The following is a 19,869-nucleotide window of genomic DNA, read 5'->3' on the forward strand; positions in this document are numbered from 1 at the left end:
AAACAAAACAGAATGTCATTTTAAACCAAAATATTAATAAATCAGTAAAAAAGTAATGAAAAAAAATGTAGCATTAGTTTTAGGTCTTTTGACATTTTCGGGCATTTATGCTCAGGAAAATAAAAAGGAGAAAGATACTTTACAAAATAATGAATTATCAGAAGTAACAATAATTGGTTCTAGAAGTAAAAATAGAGTTAAGACCGATGTACCCGTTCCAATCGATATTTTTAATATTTCAGAAATAACAAAAGGAGCACCACAAACCAGTGTAACTCAAATATTAAATTATGTTGCACCGTCGTTTACCAGTAATCCAACTTCTACAGCAGATGGAACCGACCATATTGATCCTGCGCAATTAAGAGGATTAGGACCAGATCAGGTTTTAATACTTGTAAATGGTAAAAGAAGACACACAAGTTCTTTGGTAAATATCAATGGAGCACCAGGAAGAGGTTCTGTTGGAACAGATTTAAATGCAATACCATCATTTGCAATAGAAAGAATTGAAGTACTAAGAGATGGGGCAGCAGCACAATACGGATCTGATGCAATTGCGGGAGTAATTAACATTGTATTAAAAAAGAATGCTAATTATCTTTCGGGAGATGTACAATATGGAGCAAACATCTCTTCGGGGTCTAATAACTTTAAAGGAGGAACTGATGGTCAGGCTTTGCAAGTAGATTTAAATTACGGAACATCTTTGGGTAAAGAAGGAAGTTTCCTGAGCGTTACAGGTAGTGCGGTTACAAGACAAGCAACCAGTAGAGCAGGAATTAGAAGTAATGCTATTTTTAATGCTTATAATGCTGTCGAATATAGAGCGGCTCAGAATGGTGTAAATGTGAATTCATTGTTTAGTAATATTAATACGACTCCAAACTCAGCTCAAATTATAAGTACATTACAACAATACGCTCCACAAGTTAGTTATTTTACGGCAGCACAACAAACAGCAATTGCTGACGCAACAAATATTACACAAATGCAAGCGGCATTAGGTTTTGATGCAACCAATAATGAAATCAATTATAGAGGTCAGGAAAGAAGTGATTACAACATGAGCGTTGGTCAGTCAGAACTAGCTTCAGGGCAACTATATTATAATACCAAATATCCATTGACAGAAATTACTTCGTTGTACTCATTTGGAGGAGTTTCGTATAGAAACGGGAAATCATATGCTTTTAACAGATTACCTAATGGATCTGGAACATTTACACAAGTATATGCAAATGGATTTTTGCCAGAAATAGAATCGGATATTATTGATGCTTCTTCAGCTGTAGGACTTACAACTCAATTATTCGGATTTGATACTGATATTAGTACAAACCTTGGATCAAACTCCTTTAAGTATGATGTGAACAATACTATTAATGCTACTTTAGGAACAAACTCAGATTCTAGTTTTTATGCTGGTAAAGTTTCGTTTTTACAAAGTACAACCAATTTAGATTTAAGTAAAAAGTATGATGTTCTTGATGGATTGAATGTTGCTTTTGGTGGAGAATTTAGATATGAAAATTATCAGATAAAACAAGGAGAAGTAGAGTCTTATGGTTTATACGATGTAAACGGAAATTTAGTTTCGGGAATTTTACCAAGTAACTCACCATTAATTGTAACTGACTTTTTTGGTAATAAGCGTGGAGCAGGAGCACAAGGTTTTTCAGGATTCCAACCATCAGATGCTAAAGAAAAAGATAGAAGAAGTGGTGCAGCATATATAGATCTAGAATTAAACGCAACCAAAAACTGGTTAATCAACGGAGCTGCTCGTTATGAGAATTATTCAGATTTTGGTAGTACAGTTACTTTTAAACTAGCTTCACTTTTAAAATTGAATGATAATATTAACTGGAGAATTTCTGGGCAAACAGGTTTTAGAGCGCCTTCATTACAACAAAAATATTTTGAAAGTAGCTCAACACAATTTATTAATGGTTCGCCTTATCAAGTAGGATATTTTACAAATGATTCTGAAGCTGCAAAAAGTATTGGAGTTGAGAATTTAAAACCAGAAACATCTAAAAGTATAAGTACAGGATTTACATTTAAGATTCCAGCAGCTAATATTACAATTGCTACAGATGCTTATTTTACAAGAATCGACGACAGAATTGTTTTAACAGGACAATATGCAAGACCTACAGATGCACAAATAAATGGAGCAACATCTCCAGAACAAAAAGATGCATTAACATTGTTTCAGCAAGCATTTGATCTAAAAGGTGTAGAAAGAGCTTCATTTTGGACAAACGGAATTAACTCTGAAACTAAAGGAATCGACTTAGTGATTTCTCAAAAATATAATGTTATTGAGGATTTTACAATCAGAAATGATTTTGCTTTAAGTTATAATACAACAAAAAGAGTTGGATCATTAAATGTTCCTCAATCTATTGTTAATGCAGGTGGAGATCCATATGTATATTCATTTTTCCCAGAGTCAAGCAGAATTTATCTGGAAGAAGCAATCCCAAAATTGAAAGCTAATTTAATGACTACTTTCAGTATTAAGAAACTGGATATTTATTTAAGAAATAGTTATTTCGGAAAAGTTACAGATCCAGGAGCAACAGATGTAAACTTAGATGGTTTTTCTTCAGTTTATGAGCACCCAGAATACAGTGCAAAATTAGTGACCGATTTATCTTTAGGATATCAAATAAACGAACATTTAAGAGTAACACTAGGAGTTAATAATATAGGAGATGTTTATCCTGACAGAAATAATCCAGCAACTCCAGCATTTACAAATACAACACCAACATTGTCTCCTGCGCCAAGTACAGATTTAAGTAATGCAAATCAGTTTGCTTATTCTAGAGCAGTATCACAATTTGGATTAAACGGAAGATTTGGTTTTGCTCGTTTAAGTTTTAAAATATAATTTAATTGCTGGGTGTTATTTTGATGTTTAAAATAAAATGCACCCAGTGATTTCGATTAAAAGTAACCATTTAAGTAATATAAGTTCATTTAAGTAACCTATCTAGAAAACTTATATCTTCTTAAATTACTTATATGGTTTAAAAACTATATAATGCTTTAGTTGCAATAATAGGGCTTTAGGTAGTTAGGAAATCTTTTTATGTAAAAAATTGAAATTAAGTTTGGTGGTTAAAATTATAGTTACTATATTTACTCTATCGAATTAGTAGAACTAATAAAAACAAATTTTATAAAATGAATACAATAGCAAATAATATGATAATGTGTTGTAAGATGATGCAAATGTGCATCCCAATTTGCTATTGCCAAAAGTGAAAGATTAAATCTTTGTTATAGTTAAAGCTATAAGCCCTTTTGGTAGCCATCCGAAAGGGCTTTTTTTTATTCCATAATTTAAAATTTAAAAATCATGAAAACATTCTATAAAATTTCAAGAACAATTCAAGCTTTATTGAAAGCAGATGCCAAAAGAATTTTTGGTGTAATACAAACCAAAAGAATAAATACAAACGAAGTAAAAGGAAAATTGTATACGAGTGAGTCAAACTCATTATTGTTTCAGATGTATGCCCACGAAGATGAAGATCTTTTTATATAAACAGAAAAATAATTAAGAAATATAAACACACAATCTTTTAACTAATTAAAAAAATAGAACCCATGAGCACACAAAAATTCGCAACAAACGCACTACACGCAGGACATGATGTAACAAAAAATGGTAATACAAGAGCAGTGCCTATTTACCAAACATCATCTTATGTTTTTAATAATTCAGATCATGCAGCTAATTTGTTTGGTCTAGCCGAAGCAGGATTTATTTACACACGATTAAACAACCCTACAAATGATGTTCTGGAACAACGACTGGCAGCGCTAGAAGGTGGTATTGGAGCAGTTGTAACAGCATCTGGAGCATCGGCAATTGCCACAACTTTGCTAACATTGCTTAAAGCAGGAGATCATATTGTAGCATCAAATAGTTTATACGGAGGAACTTATAATTTATTAAAAGTTACTTTGCCAAGATTAGGAATCACAACAACGTTTGTAGATCCATCTGATGCCGAAAACTTTACCAAAGCAGCAAAGGAAAATACAAGAGTCTTTTTTGTAGAGTCATTAGGGAATCCAAAATTAGATGTATTGGATTTGAAAGCAATTTCGGCAGAAGCCAAAGCATTTAAAGTTCCATTTATTGTAGATAATACTGTTCCAACACCATATTTGCTTAATCCAATAGAACATGGAGCAAATATTGTAATTCATTCCCTAACCAAGTATATCTCAGGAAACGGAACTTCTTTAGGAGGAGCAATTATCGATGCTGGAACTTTTGACTGGGCAAACGGAAAATTCCCTGAGTTTACAGAACCATCTGCAGGTTATCACGGATTAGTTTATAACGAAGCACTAGGAAATGCTGCATTTATTGCCAAAGCACGTATAGAAGGATTACGCGATTTTGGTTCAGCATTGAGTCCATTTAATGCTTTTCAGATTATTCAGGGATTGGAGACTTTACCAATACGTATTAAGAAGCATAGCGAAAACGCATTAGCCTTAGCATCATGGTTACAGGCACAAGATGAGGTGGTTTGGGTAAATTACCCAGGTCTAAAATCGAATAAATATTATGTCTTGGGACAAGAGTATTTGCCGAAAGGACAAAGCGGAATCATAACTTTTGGATTAAAAGGAGGTTTTGAAGCTGCCAAAAAAGTAGCTGATGAAACCAAATTATTCTCACTTCTTGCAAATATAGGCGATACAAAGTCACTGATTATTCATCCTGCAAGTACAACTCACCAACAATTATCAGAAGAAGAACAATTCGCAACAGGAGTTTCAAAAGATTTGATTCGACTTTCGGTAGGAATTGAAGATATAGACGATTTGATTGCCGATTTACAAGCGGTATTTAAAAATATAAAGAGTGCTCAATTAGCATAAATTAGAAAGTTAGGTTTTTTTGTTTTTTGTTAGAAAAATTGCCTTTAACCACGTGAGCAGGGTTAAAGGTGATTTTCAAAAAATAATCAAAAACAATAATACTAAGTAAAAGTTCAAAACAATATTTCTTGAACTGCTTTCCTGGCATAGATGCAAAAGATAAACACAAATTTCACGAATTGGCACAAATCATAATGATTAGCTTAGTTTGTGAAATTAATTTCACAAACTAATTAGTGCCAATTCGTGAAATTCGTGTTTAAATTAATTGTCCAGATAGTAGGTTTCTTGAATTTATTTTAAAATAAAAGTAAAAATTATGTCAAAGCTTAAAATAAACATCATCCTTTTTGGAATAGGAAATATTGGCAGCACTCTAATAAATCAGATAATTGAGAGCCAAGTATTTTTTAGCGAAAATAAAAGCATTGATTTGCGGTTTCCTATCATAACCAATTCTACATTGGCATTTTTTGAAAAAGAAGGCGCAGAGAACGCCTGGGAAGCCAATTTTGTACATCTCGCAATTCCTTTTAAGGTAGATGATATTATTGCTTTTGCAAAAGAGAATGCTTTCGAAAACTTAATTGCTGTAGATGCAACCGCAAGTGACGAATTAATAGATCATTATATCCCGTTAGTTCAAAACGGGTTTAATATTGTGGCAGTAAATAAAAAAGCAAATACATTGCCAATAGACTTTTATAGAGAACTAAGAGAAAACCTTAAGAAATACGATAAAGAATTTTTATACGAAACCTCAGTAGATACAGGTTTTCCGGTATTACAAACTATTAGAGATTTATATAACTCGGGAGAGAAAATAACCAAGATAAGAGGTGTTTTTTCAGATTCATTAAGTTATGTCTTTAATCGATTTTCATCAGAAGACACTTGTTTCTCTACTATTTTAAAAGATGCCGAAAAGCTACAGTTAATAACATCCGATTACGAAGGAGATTTATCGGGTAGTGATGCAGCCGAGAAATTACTTATTCTTACTAGGGAAATAGGGAAAGACTTTGAAATTTCGGATATTAAAACAACTCCACTTTTAGATCATAATCAATATGAGATAAATGCCAAATCAAAGCGTGTGATTAATAAAGAACTATTAGATAAGTCTTTTAAAATTGCAAAAATTACACAATCCGATAATCATGTTTTACGATATGTTGGAGAGTATAATGTTTTAGAAAATAAACTAGAAGTCAGATTAGTTTCAGAATCTACCAAAACTGCAATCGGGCAATTAAAAGGATCAGATACTATTTTTGAAATCTACACACAATCTTACGGAAACATTCCGATAGTTATTCAAAGTGCCGCTGCAGGAAAAGAAGCTATAGCAAGAGGAGTTATAACAGACATTCTAAAAGTTGCCGAAAAGATAAAAAATAAAGAAGCTATTTGGGCTTAGAAATTTTTGAAATTGAATTTTATATTCAATTTTTTTTTGATTTAAAGTTAGATGTTCTTTGAAATTTATGTTTAGTGAAGGAAGTTTTTAAACAGTTGAGTGTTAATTTTATACCTCATTCGGAGTATTTCGTCGAAAAAAAGTAACATTTCGTCGTTTTTTTGTTTTTAAATGCAAATTTAACGTGATTTTATCATTAAAATATGGATTCTGGCTTGGTTAATTCGAAAAAACGTCGCATATTTGTTAAACCAAAAAGATACCAAAAATGAATTTTAATATTTGTAAAATTAATAAGGTCATGTCGGAGAAATCCGTAGGGAAGTCTATTGCTTAAAATTATATCTATAAAAAATATATAGCAAAGCCTCCCAAATTTATTGGGAGGCTTTTTTTTTAGATTATACAAATATTGAAATTTTTTAAAATGATAAATAATAATATTAAAATGAATAATAACTCGAAGTTTAAGATGATGCAGAATGTCGCGCTTATTTGCGTACGCGTCTATTGATTTCCAAAAGTATAATAAGTTTAAACGACTTAAACCCTTTTGGTATAATTATCAAAAGGGTTTTTTTTTGGACATCGAGTTAATTTAATAAAAACAAACACAAATAAACAATTATAAAACACACATGTTATGAGCACACAAAACTACTTCGCAAAAAGGTTCGGATTCTTTAGATTCTTCAGAGCTAAAAAGACAATAACAATCCAAACAGTAAATGAATTGGCACATCCAAGATTTGGAATGGAAGCTACAGATGAAACTGCAGAAAAAAAAGCACCTAATTCTTTGCTTTTCTTGATGTATTCAAAAGAGAATGAAACTTTATTTATTTAAATTAAAACTTTAAATAAAATACAAGCTAACAATATGAATTTTCTGGATATATATGTCCAGCGGTTGCTTGTACGTGATTGTTTTGTTTGAACTATTTTGTAAACGAACTAAAATCAAATGAATAAAAAATTTGGTCGTTTAAGAAAATAGTAGTTAATTTGTGCCATTAAGTTCAAAAACGTATTGAAATGTTATAAAGAAAGGACGAGGGATTAGACCCGATGAATCCTTAGCAACCCTTCGATAAATCGAAGAAGGTGCTGCATTCTACCACGCCCAACGTGGAAAGATAACACAAAGAATTTCTCTAGCATAGCTCTAGTTTTTTCTTTTTAATATTTCCATGTACAAATCAAAAATTACAAAAGATTTGAAATTGGAAAATAAAACCATCCCGATTATATTACAGAATTTTGTCACCGAAAGTGGCGCTTCGTATAATGCGATTAACCTAAGTTATGAACTTTTTGGTTTACCGTTACACACTGCGCCTATAGTTTTGGTAAATCATGCATTAACAGGAAACGCTCAGGTTACGGGCGAGAATGGTTGGTGGAACGATTTAATTGGTGATAATAAAACCATTGATACTGCAAAATATACAATTCTAGCTTTTAATGTTCCAGGAAATGGACATAACGGAATCTCGATTGAAAACCATACAGATTTTACCGCCAGAGATGTTGCCCGAATTTTCATAAAAGGGATTGAGTTTCTTAAAATCAATCAATTATATGCAATTATAGGTGGTTCTGTTGGTGGCGGTATCGCATGGGAAATTCTGGCATTAGAACCTCAAATCACTAAACATTTAATACCTATTGCAACCGATTGGAAATCTACCGATTGGTTAATTGCAAATTGCTATTTGCAAGAGCAAATCCTAAACAATTCTTCAAGACCAATAGAAGATGCGCGAATTCATGCCATGTTATGTTATCGCTCGCCAGAATCTTTTAAAGAAAAATTTCAGAGAACTAAAAATGATGAACTAGCTATTTTTAATGTAGAAAGCTGGCTGGGACATCATGGGAAAAAGCTTCAAAAAAGGTATCAAATTTCATCATATAAATTAATGAATCAGTTGCTTAAAACAATTGATATTACAAGGAATACAGCCGATTTTGAAACATTATTATCAAAAACAACTGCCCATATCCATATCATAGGGATTAATTCGGACTTGTTTTTTAGTGCAAAAGAAAATCAGGAAACCTATCAGGAATTAAAAAAGTTCAAAGAAAATGTTTCATATAGCGAAATAGATTCTGTTCACGGACATGATGCTTTTTTAATCGAGTACAAACAATTAGATAATTTGCTTGCATCTATTTTTTAGAGCAACATAAAATACAACACAAATAAGATGAAAATATTAAAATTTGGAGGTAAATCTTTATCAAACGGAGAAGGACTTAATAAAGTAGTTTCTATAATTATTGATAAAATAAATCAAGGTGAGAAAATTGCCGTAGTAGTTTCTGCTCGTGGTAACGCAACAGATGAACTAGAAGATATATTAACAATTGCTTCTAAAAACGGAAATTACAAACCGTTATTAGAGAGTTTTAAAACATACCAGATATCGGAGTATTCAAACGTTGATTTCTCGGAAGAGTTTGGTGTTTTGGATAAACTTTTTGAAGGAGTTAGTTTAATAGGCGATTACAGTAAGAAGATAAAAGATCAGGTTCTTTCCAAAGGAGAATTGCTTTCGGCTAAATTATTGACTTCAATTTTGCTGGATAAAGGTATTCCTGCGAACTTTGCCGATTCTAGAGAACTACTTAAAACAGATTCTAAATTTGGTGATGCACAACTTCTAGAGCAATTATCTAAGAAAAATGTAATCAACTATTTTAAACAATATAATGGATCAACTGTTAACATTGTTACAGGATTTATTGGTTCAAATAATAGTAATGAGACAACTACATTAGGCAGAAATGGGAGTAATTATACAGCTTCATTATTAGCAAATTATCTTGATGCCGAAGAACTTCAGAATTTTACGCACGTTGACGGAATTTATACAGCAAATCCAGATTTAGTTAGTGATGCTAAAAAGATTGAATATTTATCATTTAATGAAGCAAACGAGTTGGCTAATTTTGGAGCTACTATTTTGCATGCAAAAACGATTATTCCATTAATTGAAAAAAGCATTCCGCTTCGTATTTTAAATACATTTAATCATGAAAACCGCGGAACATTAATCACATCAGATTCTGCCAAAGAAGGAATTAAAACACTTTCAGTTTTAGAGAACTTATCATTGGTTAATCTTGAAGGACGAGGATTACTTGGTAAAGCTGGTGTCGATGCTCGTATTTTTAAAGTAATGGGAGATAATGATATTAGTGTAAGTATCATTTCGCAAGGTTCATCAGAAAGAGGAATCGGACTTGTAGTTGCAACAGATAAAGCAACAACAGCAATGATCGAATTGGAGAAAGAGTTTGAAAACGACTTTTATTCTAAAGATGTTAACCAGATTACAGTAACCGATAATGTTTCGGTAATTTCGATAATAGGACAAGATTTAAGTACATTCCACAAACCATACACTGCATTAATCAAGAATAAAATTGTTCCGATTTTGTTTAACAATACCGTTACGGGTAAAAACGTGAGTTTGGTAGTTAAAAAATCAGAACTTCATAAAGCCTTAAATGTAATTCACGGAGAGATATTTGGAGTTTCAAAGAAAATCAATATTGCTATTTTCGGTCACGGATTAGTTGGAGGAACTTTGATAAACCAAATCTTGGCTTCGGCTGCAAGTATCGAAAAGCGTAAACACATTAAGCTGAATGTTTTTGCTATTGCCAATTCTAAAAAAATACTTTTAAATAAAAAAGGAGTTTCTGCAGATTGGAAAAAAAATATCGAAAACGACGGAGTTGCTTATACAATTAAGGATGTTATCGCTTACGCGAATGAGAACCACTTAGAGAATTTAATTGCGATTGACAATACAGCAAGCGCGACTTTCGTTGAAAATTATATCTCGTTAGTAGAAAGTAGTTTTGATTTAATTTCGTCAAATAAAGTAGCGAATACGCTTAGTTATGGTTTTTATAAAGAACTAAGAAAAGCATTGGCAGACAATCAAAAAAACTATTTGTATGAAACCAATGTTGGAGCAGGATTACCATTAATTGATACAATAAAATTATTACACCTTTCAGGAGAGAATATCACTAAGATAAAAGGCGTTTTCTCAGGAACGTTGAGTTATTTATTTAATAATTTCTCTGCCAAAGACGCTCCGTTTAGTGAAATATTGAAAGAAGCTATCGATAACGGATATACAGAGCCAGACCCACGTGAAGATTTATGTGGTAATGATGTTGGAAGAAAATTATTAATTTTAGCTAGAGAATTAGATTTACAAAATGAGTTTGAAGAAATCTCTATTCAGAATTTAATTCCAGAACATTTACGAGAAGGAAACGTTACAGATTTCTTGACTAAATTAAAAGAATTTGACCCAATTTATGACAAGATTAAAAAGGATCAAAAACCAAATCACGTATTAAGATACATAGGTGAATTATCAGGCGATTTGCAAAACGACAAAGGAGTTCTGGAAGTAAAATTAGTTTCGGTACCTTCGGATACAGCTTTGGGTGGATTAAAAGGTTCTGATTCTTTCTTCGAGATTTACACAGAATCTTATGGAGACAGACCAATCGTAATACAAGGAGCAGGAGCAGGATCGGCAGTGACAGCGAGAGGAGTTTTTGGAGATGTTTTGAGATTATCGGATAAAGAGTAATTTAAAAGAAACATAAAAATCACATATTTAAAAAATGAAAAAACTTTTTTTACTGTTATTATTTACAAACGTTATTACTGCGCAAGTTTCGAGTATTGTTAGAAACAAAGACAGTTATACACAAGAAGTTTTTCCATACAAAGGAGTTAGAGCGATACAAATAGATGAGGTTAACTCTCCGGGAAATGAGGATAATGTATTTATTTTTTCGAAGATTGAAAAAAATGCAAATCCTGATAGAATGTATTTTCAGAGGTTTACAAAAGTCGGCGACAAATGGATAGTAAAATCTATTATTGAAGTAAACCATAACGGAATCATATCGGCTTGGGGAAGTAGAAAAGCATTTTGGGATTTTGATAAAGACAAAAGTATTGATGCTCTTTTTATTTACGGACTTTATGATGCTGATTTTAAACAACAATCAGTTCATTTAATCTTTTCGCAAAAAGACCAGCTTTATACTATAGAATCAAGTGTCTCGGATAATTTTGGAACAGATAAATTCTCCTCTAATTTTGATTCTTTGAGTGAAATATATAAGGCCAAAATTCTAGAATATTGGAGTAAATTAGATAAAAAAGATAAATAAACGGAATCGCTTTTATCTTTCTAAAGAAGACAAAGCATTCGAATAAATTATAATCAGCTGAATTTGCATTTGAAGATTTGTGCAATCAGTATTTAATAAACAAAAAATGGTACCATTTAATGAGCTTATAGGTTTTATGATAGCTGCATTTCTTCTGGTATTGACTCCGGGGCCAAATATGCTTTATTTGATTTCAAGGTCGATTACTCAAGGTAAAAAGGCTGGGATAATTTCGTTAACAGGAATAGTATTTGGATTTTTATTTCATATCGTATTGGTGTCATTTGGAATAACGGCTCTTTTATTTGCAGTTCCTTTTGCGTATTTAATCTTGAAAATTTTGGGTGTTGCTTATCTTCTGTATCTGGCTTTTCAGGCAATTAAGCCAAATGGAAAAAATATGTTTGAAGTAAACGATAAATTAACAATTGATAAACCGGGTAAGCTGTTTGGTATTGGGTTTTTAACTAGTGTTCTAAATCCTAAAATAGCAATGTTTTATTTATCCTTTTTTCCTCAGTTTATTAAACCTGAGCATGGCTCAATAATGACTCAAAGTTTGCAATTAGGAATCACTCAGGCGACCATAAGTTTTACTGTAAACTTTGTAATTGTATTAACAGCATCAAGAATGGCAGTCTTTTTTGCAACAAAGCCAACATGGTTAAAAGTTCAAAAATGGTTTATGGCTGGAGTTTTGACTTCAATGGCAATAAAAATAGCTTTTTCGAAAGCAAAATAAAATAAAAACAAAAAACATGAAAGTAACCTTAAACAGAGTAAACGACGCGTTTCATTTTAAGCTCAAAAATGAACGTGGTCATGTAGTTGATGTAGATAGCAGAGCCGAATTTGGTGGAAGCGATTTAGGTGCAAGCCCAATGGAATTAGTATTGATGGGAGTTGCAGGATGCAGCGCTATTGATATGATTTCGATTTTGAAGAAACAACGTCAGGAAATCACTTCATTTAATGCTGAGGTGGAAGGAACTCGTGTTCAAATAGGAGAAGCTAAACCTTTTAAAGAAATCTTTGTAGTTTTTTATCTGGAAGGAGATATTAATCCTGAAAAAGCGCAACGTGCAGCACAACTTTCTTTCGAGAAATATTGCTCAGTTGGAAAAACAGTCGAGCCTACAGCCACAATAAAATATAAGGTGGTTTTGAACAACGAGGAATTATAGGAATTAGAAAATTAGTCAATTAGAGGATGAGATAATTCTTTGACTAGCTATTATAAAATAGTAAAAGAACTGTTTAGTTTAAGATTGTATCAAATGCCTTTGAGAATCTTTGTGTAATAGCTCTTTACAAAAAACAAAAAATAAAATGAACGAACAAGAATTTGGTTTTGAAACCCAAGCCATAAGAACACAATTAGAAAGATCACAGTATTTAGAGCATTCCGTGCCATTGTACCTATCATCAAGTTTTGTATTTGAGGATGCCGAAGATATGCGAGCTTCTTTTACAGAAGAGAAAGATAGAAATATTTATAGCCGTTTTAGCAATCCTAATACAACTGAATTTGTAGATAAGATTTGCAAAATGGAAGGGGCAGAAGCTGGTTATGCTTTTGCAACAGGAATGGCAGCTGTATATTCTACTTTTGCAGCTTTATTAAATGCGGGAGATCATATTGTGTCGGCAAGCAGTGTTTTTGGTTCAACTCATGCCTTGTTTGTGACTTATTTTCCAAAATGGAATATTGAAACTTCGTATTTTGATATCAATAAACCTGAAACTATTGAGAGTTTTATCAAGCCAAATACAAAGATATTGTATGCTGAGTCACCTACAAATCCTGGTGTAGATGTAATCGATTTGGAGTTGCTTGGCACAATTGCTAAAAAGCATAACTTGATTTTAATTATCGATAACTGTTTTGCAACGCCATATATTCAGCAACCTATAAAACACGGAGCGCATTTAGTAGTACATTCTGCTACTAAATTAATTGATGGTCAAGGACGTGTTTTGGGTGGAGTAACAGTAGGAAACGAGGATTTAATCAGACAGATATATTTGTTCTCAAGAAATACAGGACCTGCTTTATCACCATTTAATGCTTGGATTTTATCTAAAAGTTTAGAAACATTAGTTGTGCGTGTAGAGAAACATTGCGAGAATGCACTTAAAGTTGCTGAGTTTCTAGAAGCACACCCAAATGTAAACAGCATTAAATACCCGTTCTTAAAATCGCACCCACAATATGAAATTGCCAAAAAGCAAATGCTTTTAGGTGGTAATATTATTGCATTTGAAATAAAAGGCGGAATAGAAGCTGGTAGAAAGTTTCTGGATAAAATAAAATTATGTTCACTATCGGCTAATATTGGTGATACAAGAACAATTGTTACGCATCCAGCATCGACAACTCACAGTAAATTGTCTGAAGAAGATCAATTAGCAGTTGGTATTACACAAGGATTAGTGCGTGTATCTGTTGGTTTAGAAACTGTAAAAGATGTAATTGCCGATTTAGAGCAAGCGCTTTCTTAAATAATTTTGAATGGTGATTGGCGATTTTTTATTTGATATATTTCATCAGAAAAAGAATCGTTAATCATCATTTTTTATTCTTTTGTAATTGTTCACTCAAAAAGTATATTTTTGTTGTAGAAAAATATGTAGTCCATTTTAGCAGAAATCTAAAATTTACATTCTAAAATCTAAAATAAAAAATGCTTTCAAAGAAAACTAAATACGGAATTAAGGCTTTAACATATTTGGCCAGGCGAGAAAATAACGAGCCTGTACAAATTGCTGAAATTGCTAAAAGCGAGCATATTTCGATTAAATTTCTGGAAAGTATTTTGTTACTACTTAGAAACTCTGGTTTTCTTGGAGCTAAAAAAGGTAAAGGTGGTGGGTATTACTTGATAAAAGACCCAAAAGATATTAGCATGGCAAAGGTATATCGTATTCTCGAAGGACCTATCGCATTACTTCCATGCGCGAGTCATAACTTTTATGAAAAATGTGATGATTGTGATGATGAAACTACTTGTGCAGCAAGGCGCTTAATGACAGAAGTGAGAGATAATACTTTGAAAGTTTTAGAGAATAACTCACTTGCAGATATTGCGTTTTAGTTAATCCTGTTCTATATACTATAATAAAAAAAGACCATTTCAGATTCTGAAATGGTCTTTTTTATGTCTTTTAGATTTGGTTTAAAAAATCAATTTATATCCAGCTAAAAAAAGCATTACTGCAATAGCATTTCTAAGTAACGAATCTGGTACTTTTCCGCTTAACATACTTCCCATAAAGATTCCCGGAAGTGATCCCATTAATAACTGAGCCAATAAAGTTAAATCTAAATTTCCCATTGAAGCATGTCCTATTCCTGCAACAAGAGTTAAAGGGACAGCATGAGCAATTTCAGTACCTACCAAACGTGGTGTAGGTAAAAGTGGGTAGAGGAAAAATAAAGTAACGGTACCCAAGGCTCCAGCTCCTATTGATGTTAATGTTACGGTTGCTCCAAGTAATACGCCAATTCCAACGGTTAACATGTTTTGTGTATCGCTTTCGCTGTGAAATTTATCGCCAGCGTGTTTTTGAGAGTATACTAATAATTTCTTTTTGAATAAAATTGCAATAGAAGTAAAAAGCAATGCCCAGCCTAAACTATATTTTATAACTGCATTTATGGTTGTAATATCTGTTTTGATACTGTTTAATATCCATAAAGTCAATAAAGCAGCAGGAACACTACCTAAAGTAAGCCAGCCAGTTATAGACCAATTTATATTGCTTTTTTTATGATGTACAAATACGCCTCCCATTTTGGTAAAAGCAGCGTATAGTAAGTCGGTACCAACTGCTGTTGTTGGAGGGATACCAAAATATAATAAAATAGGAGTCATTAAAGAGCCACCTCCTACACCTGTTAATCCCACTATAAAACCAACGACTAAACCTGCAATTACAAGACCTATTTGGAAATCCATAAATAAAATTTGGGTAAAAATAATAACAATTTCACGATAATCCTATAGATATGGTAGACTTTAAGAAAAATATCACAATTAGATAACAAAACATTATTTATAATACACAATGATGATTCTTAGAATTCTTTAAAGCGTATTAGGATGTAAGTTAAAGACAATTAGCGATGTAAAAAAATTAAAATTTATTTTGATATTTAGAAATAAGTAGTAATTTTGCATTGTAATCTACTAAGCCGATAGGGTAATAGATTTTAAAATAAAAAAGAATAATTAGGTGTATGGAAAAAGAACTGAAGTTGGATACCGTAGCAATAAAATCAGGTGGATCGTTTTCAAAACAATTATGGGTTATAATTCCTGCTGCATTATTGTTAGGTTTGATTTCAGTATTGATTTATAATCATCATGCAGAATTTACTTGGGAAGGCTTTCTAGATGGATTTAATCAGGAATTTTTAGTATTTTTCTTAATTGGAGTTTTTGCACAATTGGTAGATGGAACATTAGGAATGGGTTACGGAGCAACATCAACATCTTTTTTATTGGCTTATGGAGTTTCTCCGGTTATTAGTAGTGGGGGAGTTCACGTAGCAGAAATGTTTACAACAGGAGCATCAGCAATATCACACCATAGATTTGGAAATATCAATAAAAAACTAGTTAAGAATTTATTGATCCCAGGGGTTTTAGGATCAATTACAGGAGCATATTTACTGTCGGATGTAATTGATGGAGATGTTATAAAACCTTTTATCGCGGTTTATATGATTGTACTGGCAGTAATAATTATCAGAAAAGCATTAAATAAAACTATAATTAAAAAGAAAACCAAGCGACTAGGAATCTTAGCAACCTTTGGAGGTTTTATGGATGCTGTAGGAGGTGGAGGTTGGGGACCAATCGTAACTTCGACATTGTTAGGAAGAGGTAGAAATCCTCGTTATACAATTGGGTCGGTAAATGCAGCCGAGTTTGCAGTTTCATTTGCAAGTGGTGTTACATTCATGCTTTTTGGAGGAATCCACGGATGGCAAGTTATTATAGGTTTGATTTTAGGTGGTGTAATTGCTGCTCCTCTTGCTGCTTTTTTAGTAAATAAAATTAAAAGAAAACCTATGATGGTGGCAGTAGGAATATTAATTATCCTTTTGAGTTTAAAAACATTATCTAAATTATTGTAATAATTTTTTAGAAATATCAAGAATATGAGCACAACAAATATTACATCTTTATTAGCTAAAACAAAAGATTTTTCTCTGGAAGAAACATTAGAATTTTTGGCTAATGAATACAAAGACAAAGTCGTTTTCTCGACTTCATTTGGTCAGGAAGATCAGGTTATAACCGATTTTATTGCTAAAAATAATATCGCAATTACCATTTTTACATTAGATACAGGTAGATTGTTTCAGGAAACATACGATGTTTTTCATAGAACATTAAAAAAATATAAAAAACATATCGAAGTTTATTTTCCAGAAGCAACTGCAGTAGAGAGTTTATTGAGAGAAAAAGGACCGAATAGTTTTTATGATTCGGTAGAGAATAGGAAAGAATGTTGTTTTATCCGTAAAGTAGTTCCATTAAGAAAAGCCTTGTCAGGAAATGCAGTTTGGATTACAGGTTTAAGAGCCGAACAATCGGAAAACAGAAATGATTTACAATTGTTTGAATACGATGGAAACTTCGAAATAATAAAATTCAATCCATTATTAAAATGGTCATTACAAGAAGTTGAGGATTATTTGCAAGAGCACAACGTACCTCAAAATGCATTACATAAAAAAGGCTTTGTAAGTATAGGATGTGCACCATGTACGAGAGCAATTTTGCCAGACGAAGATATTAGAGCCGGAAGATGGTGGTGGGAATCGAGCCATAAAGAATGTGGTTTGCATAGCGCTAAGAAAGAATAGAGGACCAAGAGAATAGAACAAAGAGGCAAAGGAGTAAGAGAATAGAATAAAAAACAATAATGGTTATGAGTTTTTAGATGAGGTGATCAAAACCTTAAACTTTAAACTTTAAACTTTGAAACAAAAAAACAATGAGTTCAGTATTAAAAACAAATGCTTTAGAGAGTGAAGCGATATACATTTTTAGAGAGGTAATTTCTCAATTTGATAAACCGGTTTTACTTTTTTCAGGAGGTAAAGATTCGATTACTTTAGTGCGTTTAGCACAAAAAGCATTCTTTCCTGCGAAAATTCCTTTTCCACTATTGCACGTTGATACAGGACACAATTTTCCTGAAACGATAGAATTTAGAGATAAATTGGTTGCAGAGTTAGGATTAGAATTAATCGTAAGAAATGTACAGGATGCTATCGACGAAGGAAAAGTAGTTGAAGAAACTGGAAAATATTCTAGTAGAAACAGCTTACAAACAACAACACTTCTAGATGCAATCGAAGAATTTAAGTTTGATGCTTGTATTGGTGGTGCGCGTAGAGATGAAGAAAAAGCAAGAGCTAAAGAACGCATTTTCTCAGTTCGTGATGATTTCGGTCAATGGGATGAGAAAAATCAACGTCCAGAGTTATTTGATATTTTGAACGGAAAAATAGAAAATGGACAAAACGTACGTGTTTTCCCTATTTCAAACTGGACAGAATTAGATGTATGGAGTTATATCGAACAAGAAAAAATCGAAATTCCATCTATTTATTTTTCACACAAACGTAAAGTTTTCTTGAGAGATGGATTAATCTGGTCACATTCTCCTTATGTATATCAGGAAGAAGACGAACAAATTGAGGAAAGAATCGTTCGTTTTAGAACCGTTGGAGATATGAGTTGTACAGCAGCCGTTGAATCGTATGCAGCAACAATTAAAGAAGTAGTTGGAGAAATCAGAACATCTACAATTTCTGAAAGAGGTGCCAGAATCGATGATAAACGTTCTGAAGCAGCAATGGAGAAAAGAAAACAACAAGGATACTTTTAATTGATAATTAATAATTGACAATTGATAATTAAAAAAACAAAAACATACAGATTTAAACTTTAGTTCAAAGAGAATCAACTTTAAACTTTAAACAAAAATTTAAACCTGAAACAATATACAAGATGGAAGTTTTAAAAATAGCAACAGCAGGAAGTGTAGATGACGGAAAGAGTACTTTAATCGGGAGATTGTTGTATGATACAAAATCATTGACTACAGATAAAATCGAAGCAATAGAAAAAAGCAGCAAATTAAAAGGATATGATTACTTAGATTTTTCACTTGCAACTGACGGTTTAGTAGCCGAAAGAGAACAAGGAATTACAATTGACGTAGCGCATATTTATTTTTCGACAGCAAAGAAAAGTTACATTATTGCCGATACTCCAGGTCACGTTGAGTACACACGTAACATGGTTACAGGAGCTTCGACTTCGCAAGTTTCAATTATTTTGATTGATGCTCGAAAAGGAGTAATCGAGCAAACATATCGTCACTTTTTTATCAATAATTTATTGAGAGTAAAAGAGGTAATTGTAGCGATTAACAAAATGGATTTAGTTGATTATTCTGAAGAAGTTTATAATAAAATCAAAGCTGATTTTCAGGCATTAAATGCCAAAAGTACTTTCAAGGAACAAAACGTAAGTTATATTCCACTAAGTGCAATCAACGGTGGAAACGTAGTTGATCAATCTAAAGATATGCCTTGGTACGATGGACAAACTGTTTTGGAGCATTTAGAAGCTTTAGAGCCAACAGATGTTTTTGAAAAAGGACAAGCACGTTTTCCAGTTCAAACAGTTATTCGTCCAAAGACCGAAGAGTATCACGATTTTAGAGGATATGCAGGTAAATTATACGGAAACTCAATTAAAGTAGGAGATGCAGTAACAGTTTTACCTTCATTAACAGAATCTAAAGTAAAGAACATTCACTTTTTTGATAAACAATTTGATGAAGCAATTGCAGGTTCATCAATCACAATTGAATTAGAAAATGATATCAATGTTACCAGAGGAGATATGATTGTAAAATCAACAGAACTTCCTAAAATAGAAAAAGATATCACAACAACAGTTTGTTGGATGGATTCTAAAAAGTTAGTTCCGGGAACAAAATATATCGTTCAGCATAATACAAACAGAGTTTTGGCAAAAGTAGAAAGTATCAAGAATACAATCGCAACCGATTACTCAGGAACAACACCAGCAACTCAATTAGCAATAAACGAAATTGGTGAAGTAAGTATTAAATTAAGCAAGCCTTTATATTTTGATGCTTACAATGACAATAAATCAAACGGAGCTTTTATCCTTATTGATACCGCAACAAATACAACTGCAGGAGTAGGATTCATTAGATAGTTTCACTGCTGTAAGCAATAAGCTTTAGGCTGTAAG

General features: G+C 32.3%; 17 protein-coding genes and 1 riboswitch. Of the genes, 16 read left to right on the plus strand and 1 reads right to left on the minus strand.

The annotated features are described in order from the left end of the window. Positions 1-55 precede the first annotated feature (55 nt). The 12 genes from B8T70_RS00485 to B8T70_RS00540 all read left to right on the plus strand — a co-directional run bounded on the left by B8T70_RS00485 (position 56) and on the right by B8T70_RS00540 (position 14,652). Positions 56-2,902: a TonB-dependent siderophore receptor gene (locus B8T70_RS00485; RefSeq protein ID WP_086893545.1), complete on the plus strand. Its 2,847-nt coding sequence runs from the start codon at positions 56-58 to the stop codon at positions 2,900-2,902. Between the two features lie 471 nt (positions 2,903-3,373). Next, complete coding sequence (locus B8T70_RS00490; protein ID WP_086893546.1) at positions 3,374-3,562, plus strand: hypothetical protein; 189 nt, start codon at positions 3,374-3,376, stop codon at positions 3,560-3,562. Between the two features lie 62 nt (positions 3,563-3,624). Beyond that, positions 3,625-4,917, plus strand: a complete 1,293-nt coding sequence (locus B8T70_RS00495; RefSeq protein WP_086893547.1) for an O-acetylhomoserine aminocarboxypropyltransferase/cysteine synthase family protein — start codon at positions 3,625-3,627, stop codon at positions 4,915-4,917. A gap of 319 nt (positions 4,918-5,236) precedes the next feature. Then, a complete protein-coding gene (locus B8T70_RS00500) occupies positions 5,237-6,337 on the plus strand; it encodes an aspartate kinase (RefSeq protein ID WP_039112467.1) in 1,101 nt (366 codons plus the stop codon). 643 nt (positions 6,338-6,980) lie between these two features. Then, positions 6,981-7,184, plus strand: coding sequence for a hypothetical protein (locus tag B8T70_RS00505; RefSeq protein ID WP_039112466.1), 204 nt, complete (start codon positions 6,981-6,983; stop codon positions 7,182-7,184). A gap of 188 nt (positions 7,185-7,372) precedes the next feature. Then, positions 7,373-7,480, plus strand: a riboswitch (SAM riboswitch). A gap of 80 nt (positions 7,481-7,560) precedes the next feature. Beyond that, positions 7,561-8,523 carry an alpha/beta fold hydrolase gene (locus B8T70_RS00510; protein ID WP_240474695.1) on the plus strand — a complete coding sequence of 321 codons (963 nt, stop codon included), beginning with the start codon at positions 7,561-7,563 and terminating at the stop codon, positions 8,521-8,523. Between the two features lie 27 nt (positions 8,524-8,550). Beyond that, the gene (gene thrA, locus B8T70_RS00515) at positions 8,551-10,965 is read left to right on the plus strand and encodes a bifunctional aspartate kinase/homoserine dehydrogenase I (protein ID WP_086893548.1); all 2,415 of its coding nucleotides are present in this window, start codon (positions 8,551-8,553) and stop codon (positions 10,963-10,965) included. Between the two features lie 34 nt (positions 10,966-10,999). Further along, the gene (locus B8T70_RS00520; protein ID WP_086893549.1) at positions 11,000-11,557 is read left to right on the plus strand and encodes a hypothetical protein; all 558 of its coding nucleotides are present in this window, start codon (positions 11,000-11,002) and stop codon (positions 11,555-11,557) included. Between the two features lie 106 nt (positions 11,558-11,663). Further along, the gene (locus B8T70_RS00525) at positions 11,664-12,299 is read left to right on the plus strand and encodes a LysE family translocator (RefSeq protein ID WP_039116907.1); all 636 of its coding nucleotides are present in this window, start codon (positions 11,664-11,666) and stop codon (positions 12,297-12,299) included. A gap of 16 nt (positions 12,300-12,315) precedes the next feature. Next, on the plus strand, positions 12,316-12,741 hold the full coding sequence (locus B8T70_RS00530) for an OsmC family protein (protein ID WP_039112462.1): 426 nt from the start codon (positions 12,316-12,318) through the stop codon (positions 12,739-12,741). Positions 12,742-12,886: 145 nt separating this feature from the next. Continuing rightward, entirely contained in the window at positions 12,887-14,059 is a 1,173-nt protein-coding gene (locus B8T70_RS00535) for a PLP-dependent aspartate aminotransferase family protein (RefSeq protein WP_035619823.1), read from the plus strand. Positions 14,060-14,241: 182 nt separating this feature from the next. Continuing rightward, positions 14,242-14,652 carry an Rrf2 family transcriptional regulator gene (locus tag B8T70_RS00540; RefSeq protein WP_035619819.1) on the plus strand — a complete coding sequence of 137 codons (411 nt, stop codon included), beginning with the start codon at positions 14,242-14,244 and terminating at the stop codon, positions 14,650-14,652. An 81-nt stretch (positions 14,653-14,733) separates the two neighbouring features. On the opposite strand, the gene B8T70_RS00545 is transcribed toward B8T70_RS00540, so the two are convergent. Then, positions 14,734-15,516, minus strand: coding sequence for a sulfite exporter TauE/SafE family protein (locus tag B8T70_RS00545; protein ID WP_039116909.1), 783 nt, complete (start codon positions 15,514-15,516; stop codon positions 14,734-14,736). Positions 15,517-15,797: 281 nt separating this feature from the next. On the opposite strand from B8T70_RS00545, the gene B8T70_RS00550 reads away from it, so the two are divergent. The 4 genes from B8T70_RS00550 to B8T70_RS00565 all read left to right on the plus strand — a co-directional run bounded on the left by B8T70_RS00550 (position 15,798) and on the right by B8T70_RS00565 (position 19,833). Next, positions 15,798-16,700, plus strand: coding sequence for a sulfite exporter TauE/SafE family protein (locus B8T70_RS00550; protein ID WP_039112459.1), 903 nt, complete (start codon positions 15,798-15,800; stop codon positions 16,698-16,700). Between the two features lie 24 nt (positions 16,701-16,724). Further along, a complete protein-coding gene (locus tag B8T70_RS00555; protein WP_086893550.1) occupies positions 16,725-17,435 on the plus strand; it encodes a phosphoadenylyl-sulfate reductase in 711 nt (236 codons plus the stop codon). Positions 17,436-17,566: 131 nt separating this feature from the next. Continuing rightward, positions 17,567-18,466, plus strand: coding sequence for a sulfate adenylyltransferase subunit CysD (gene cysD, locus B8T70_RS00560; protein ID WP_035619812.1), 900 nt, complete (start codon positions 17,567-17,569; stop codon positions 18,464-18,466). Between the two features lie 122 nt (positions 18,467-18,588). Beyond that, a complete protein-coding gene (locus B8T70_RS00565) occupies positions 18,589-19,833 on the plus strand; it encodes a sulfate adenylyltransferase subunit 1 (protein ID WP_039112457.1) in 1,245 nt (414 codons plus the stop codon). Positions 19,834-19,869: the final 36 nt, after the last annotated feature.

It is taken from the genome of Flavobacterium sp. AJR, from assembly GCF_002156885.1.
In the GTDB taxonomy this organism is placed as follows: domain Bacteria; phylum Bacteroidota; class Bacteroidia; order Flavobacteriales; family Flavobacteriaceae; genus Flavobacterium.

Excerpts from the sequence above, each read along its gene's own strand:
- B8T70_RS00505 (WP_039112466.1), top strand. The coding sequence starts at position 6,981 with ATGAGCACACAAAACTACTTCGCAAAAAGGTTCGGATTCTTTAGATTC.
- B8T70_RS00565 (WP_039112457.1), top strand. The coding sequence starts at position 18,589 with ATGGAAGTTTTAAAAATAGCAACAGCAGGAAGTGTAGATGACGGAAAG.
- B8T70_RS00530 (WP_039112462.1), top strand. The coding sequence starts at position 12,316 with ATGAAAGTAACCTTAAACAGAGTAAACGACGCGTTTCATTTTAAGCTC.
- B8T70_RS00535 (WP_035619823.1), top strand. The coding sequence starts at position 12,887 with ATGAACGAACAAGAATTTGGTTTTGAAACCCAAGCCATAAGAACACAA.
- B8T70_RS00540 (WP_035619819.1), top strand. The coding sequence starts at position 14,242 with ATGCTTTCAAAGAAAACTAAATACGGAATTAAGGCTTTAACATATTTG.
- B8T70_RS00490 (WP_086893546.1), top strand. The coding sequence starts at position 3,374 with ATGAAAACATTCTATAAAATTTCAAGAACAATTCAAGCTTTATTGAAA.
- B8T70_RS00500 (WP_039112467.1), top strand. The coding sequence starts at position 5,237 with ATGTCAAAGCTTAAAATAAACATCATCCTTTTTGGAATAGGAAATATT.
- B8T70_RS00545 (WP_039116909.1), bottom strand. The coding sequence starts at position 15,516 with ATGGATTTCCAAATAGGTCTTGTAATTGCAGGTTTAGTCGTTGGTTTT.
- B8T70_RS00550 (WP_039112459.1), top strand. The coding sequence starts at position 15,798 with ATGGAAAAAGAACTGAAGTTGGATACCGTAGCAATAAAATCAGGTGGA.
- cysD (WP_035619812.1), top strand. The coding sequence starts at position 17,567 with ATGAGTTCAGTATTAAAAACAAATGCTTTAGAGAGTGAAGCGATATAC.
- B8T70_RS00525 (WP_039116907.1), top strand. The coding sequence starts at position 11,664 with ATGGTACCATTTAATGAGCTTATAGGTTTTATGATAGCTGCATTTCTT.
- B8T70_RS00555 (WP_086893550.1), top strand. The coding sequence starts at position 16,725 with ATGAGCACAACAAATATTACATCTTTATTAGCTAAAACAAAAGATTTT.
- thrA (WP_086893548.1), top strand. The coding sequence starts at position 8,551 with ATGAAAATATTAAAATTTGGAGGTAAATCTTTATCAAACGGAGAAGGA.
- B8T70_RS00495 (WP_086893547.1), top strand. The coding sequence starts at position 3,625 with ATGAGCACACAAAAATTCGCAACAAACGCACTACACGCAGGACATGAT.
- B8T70_RS00485 (WP_086893545.1), top strand. The coding sequence starts at position 56 with ATGAAAAAAAATGTAGCATTAGTTTTAGGTCTTTTGACATTTTCGGGC.
- B8T70_RS00520 (WP_086893549.1), top strand. The coding sequence starts at position 11,000 with ATGAAAAAACTTTTTTTACTGTTATTATTTACAAACGTTATTACTGCG.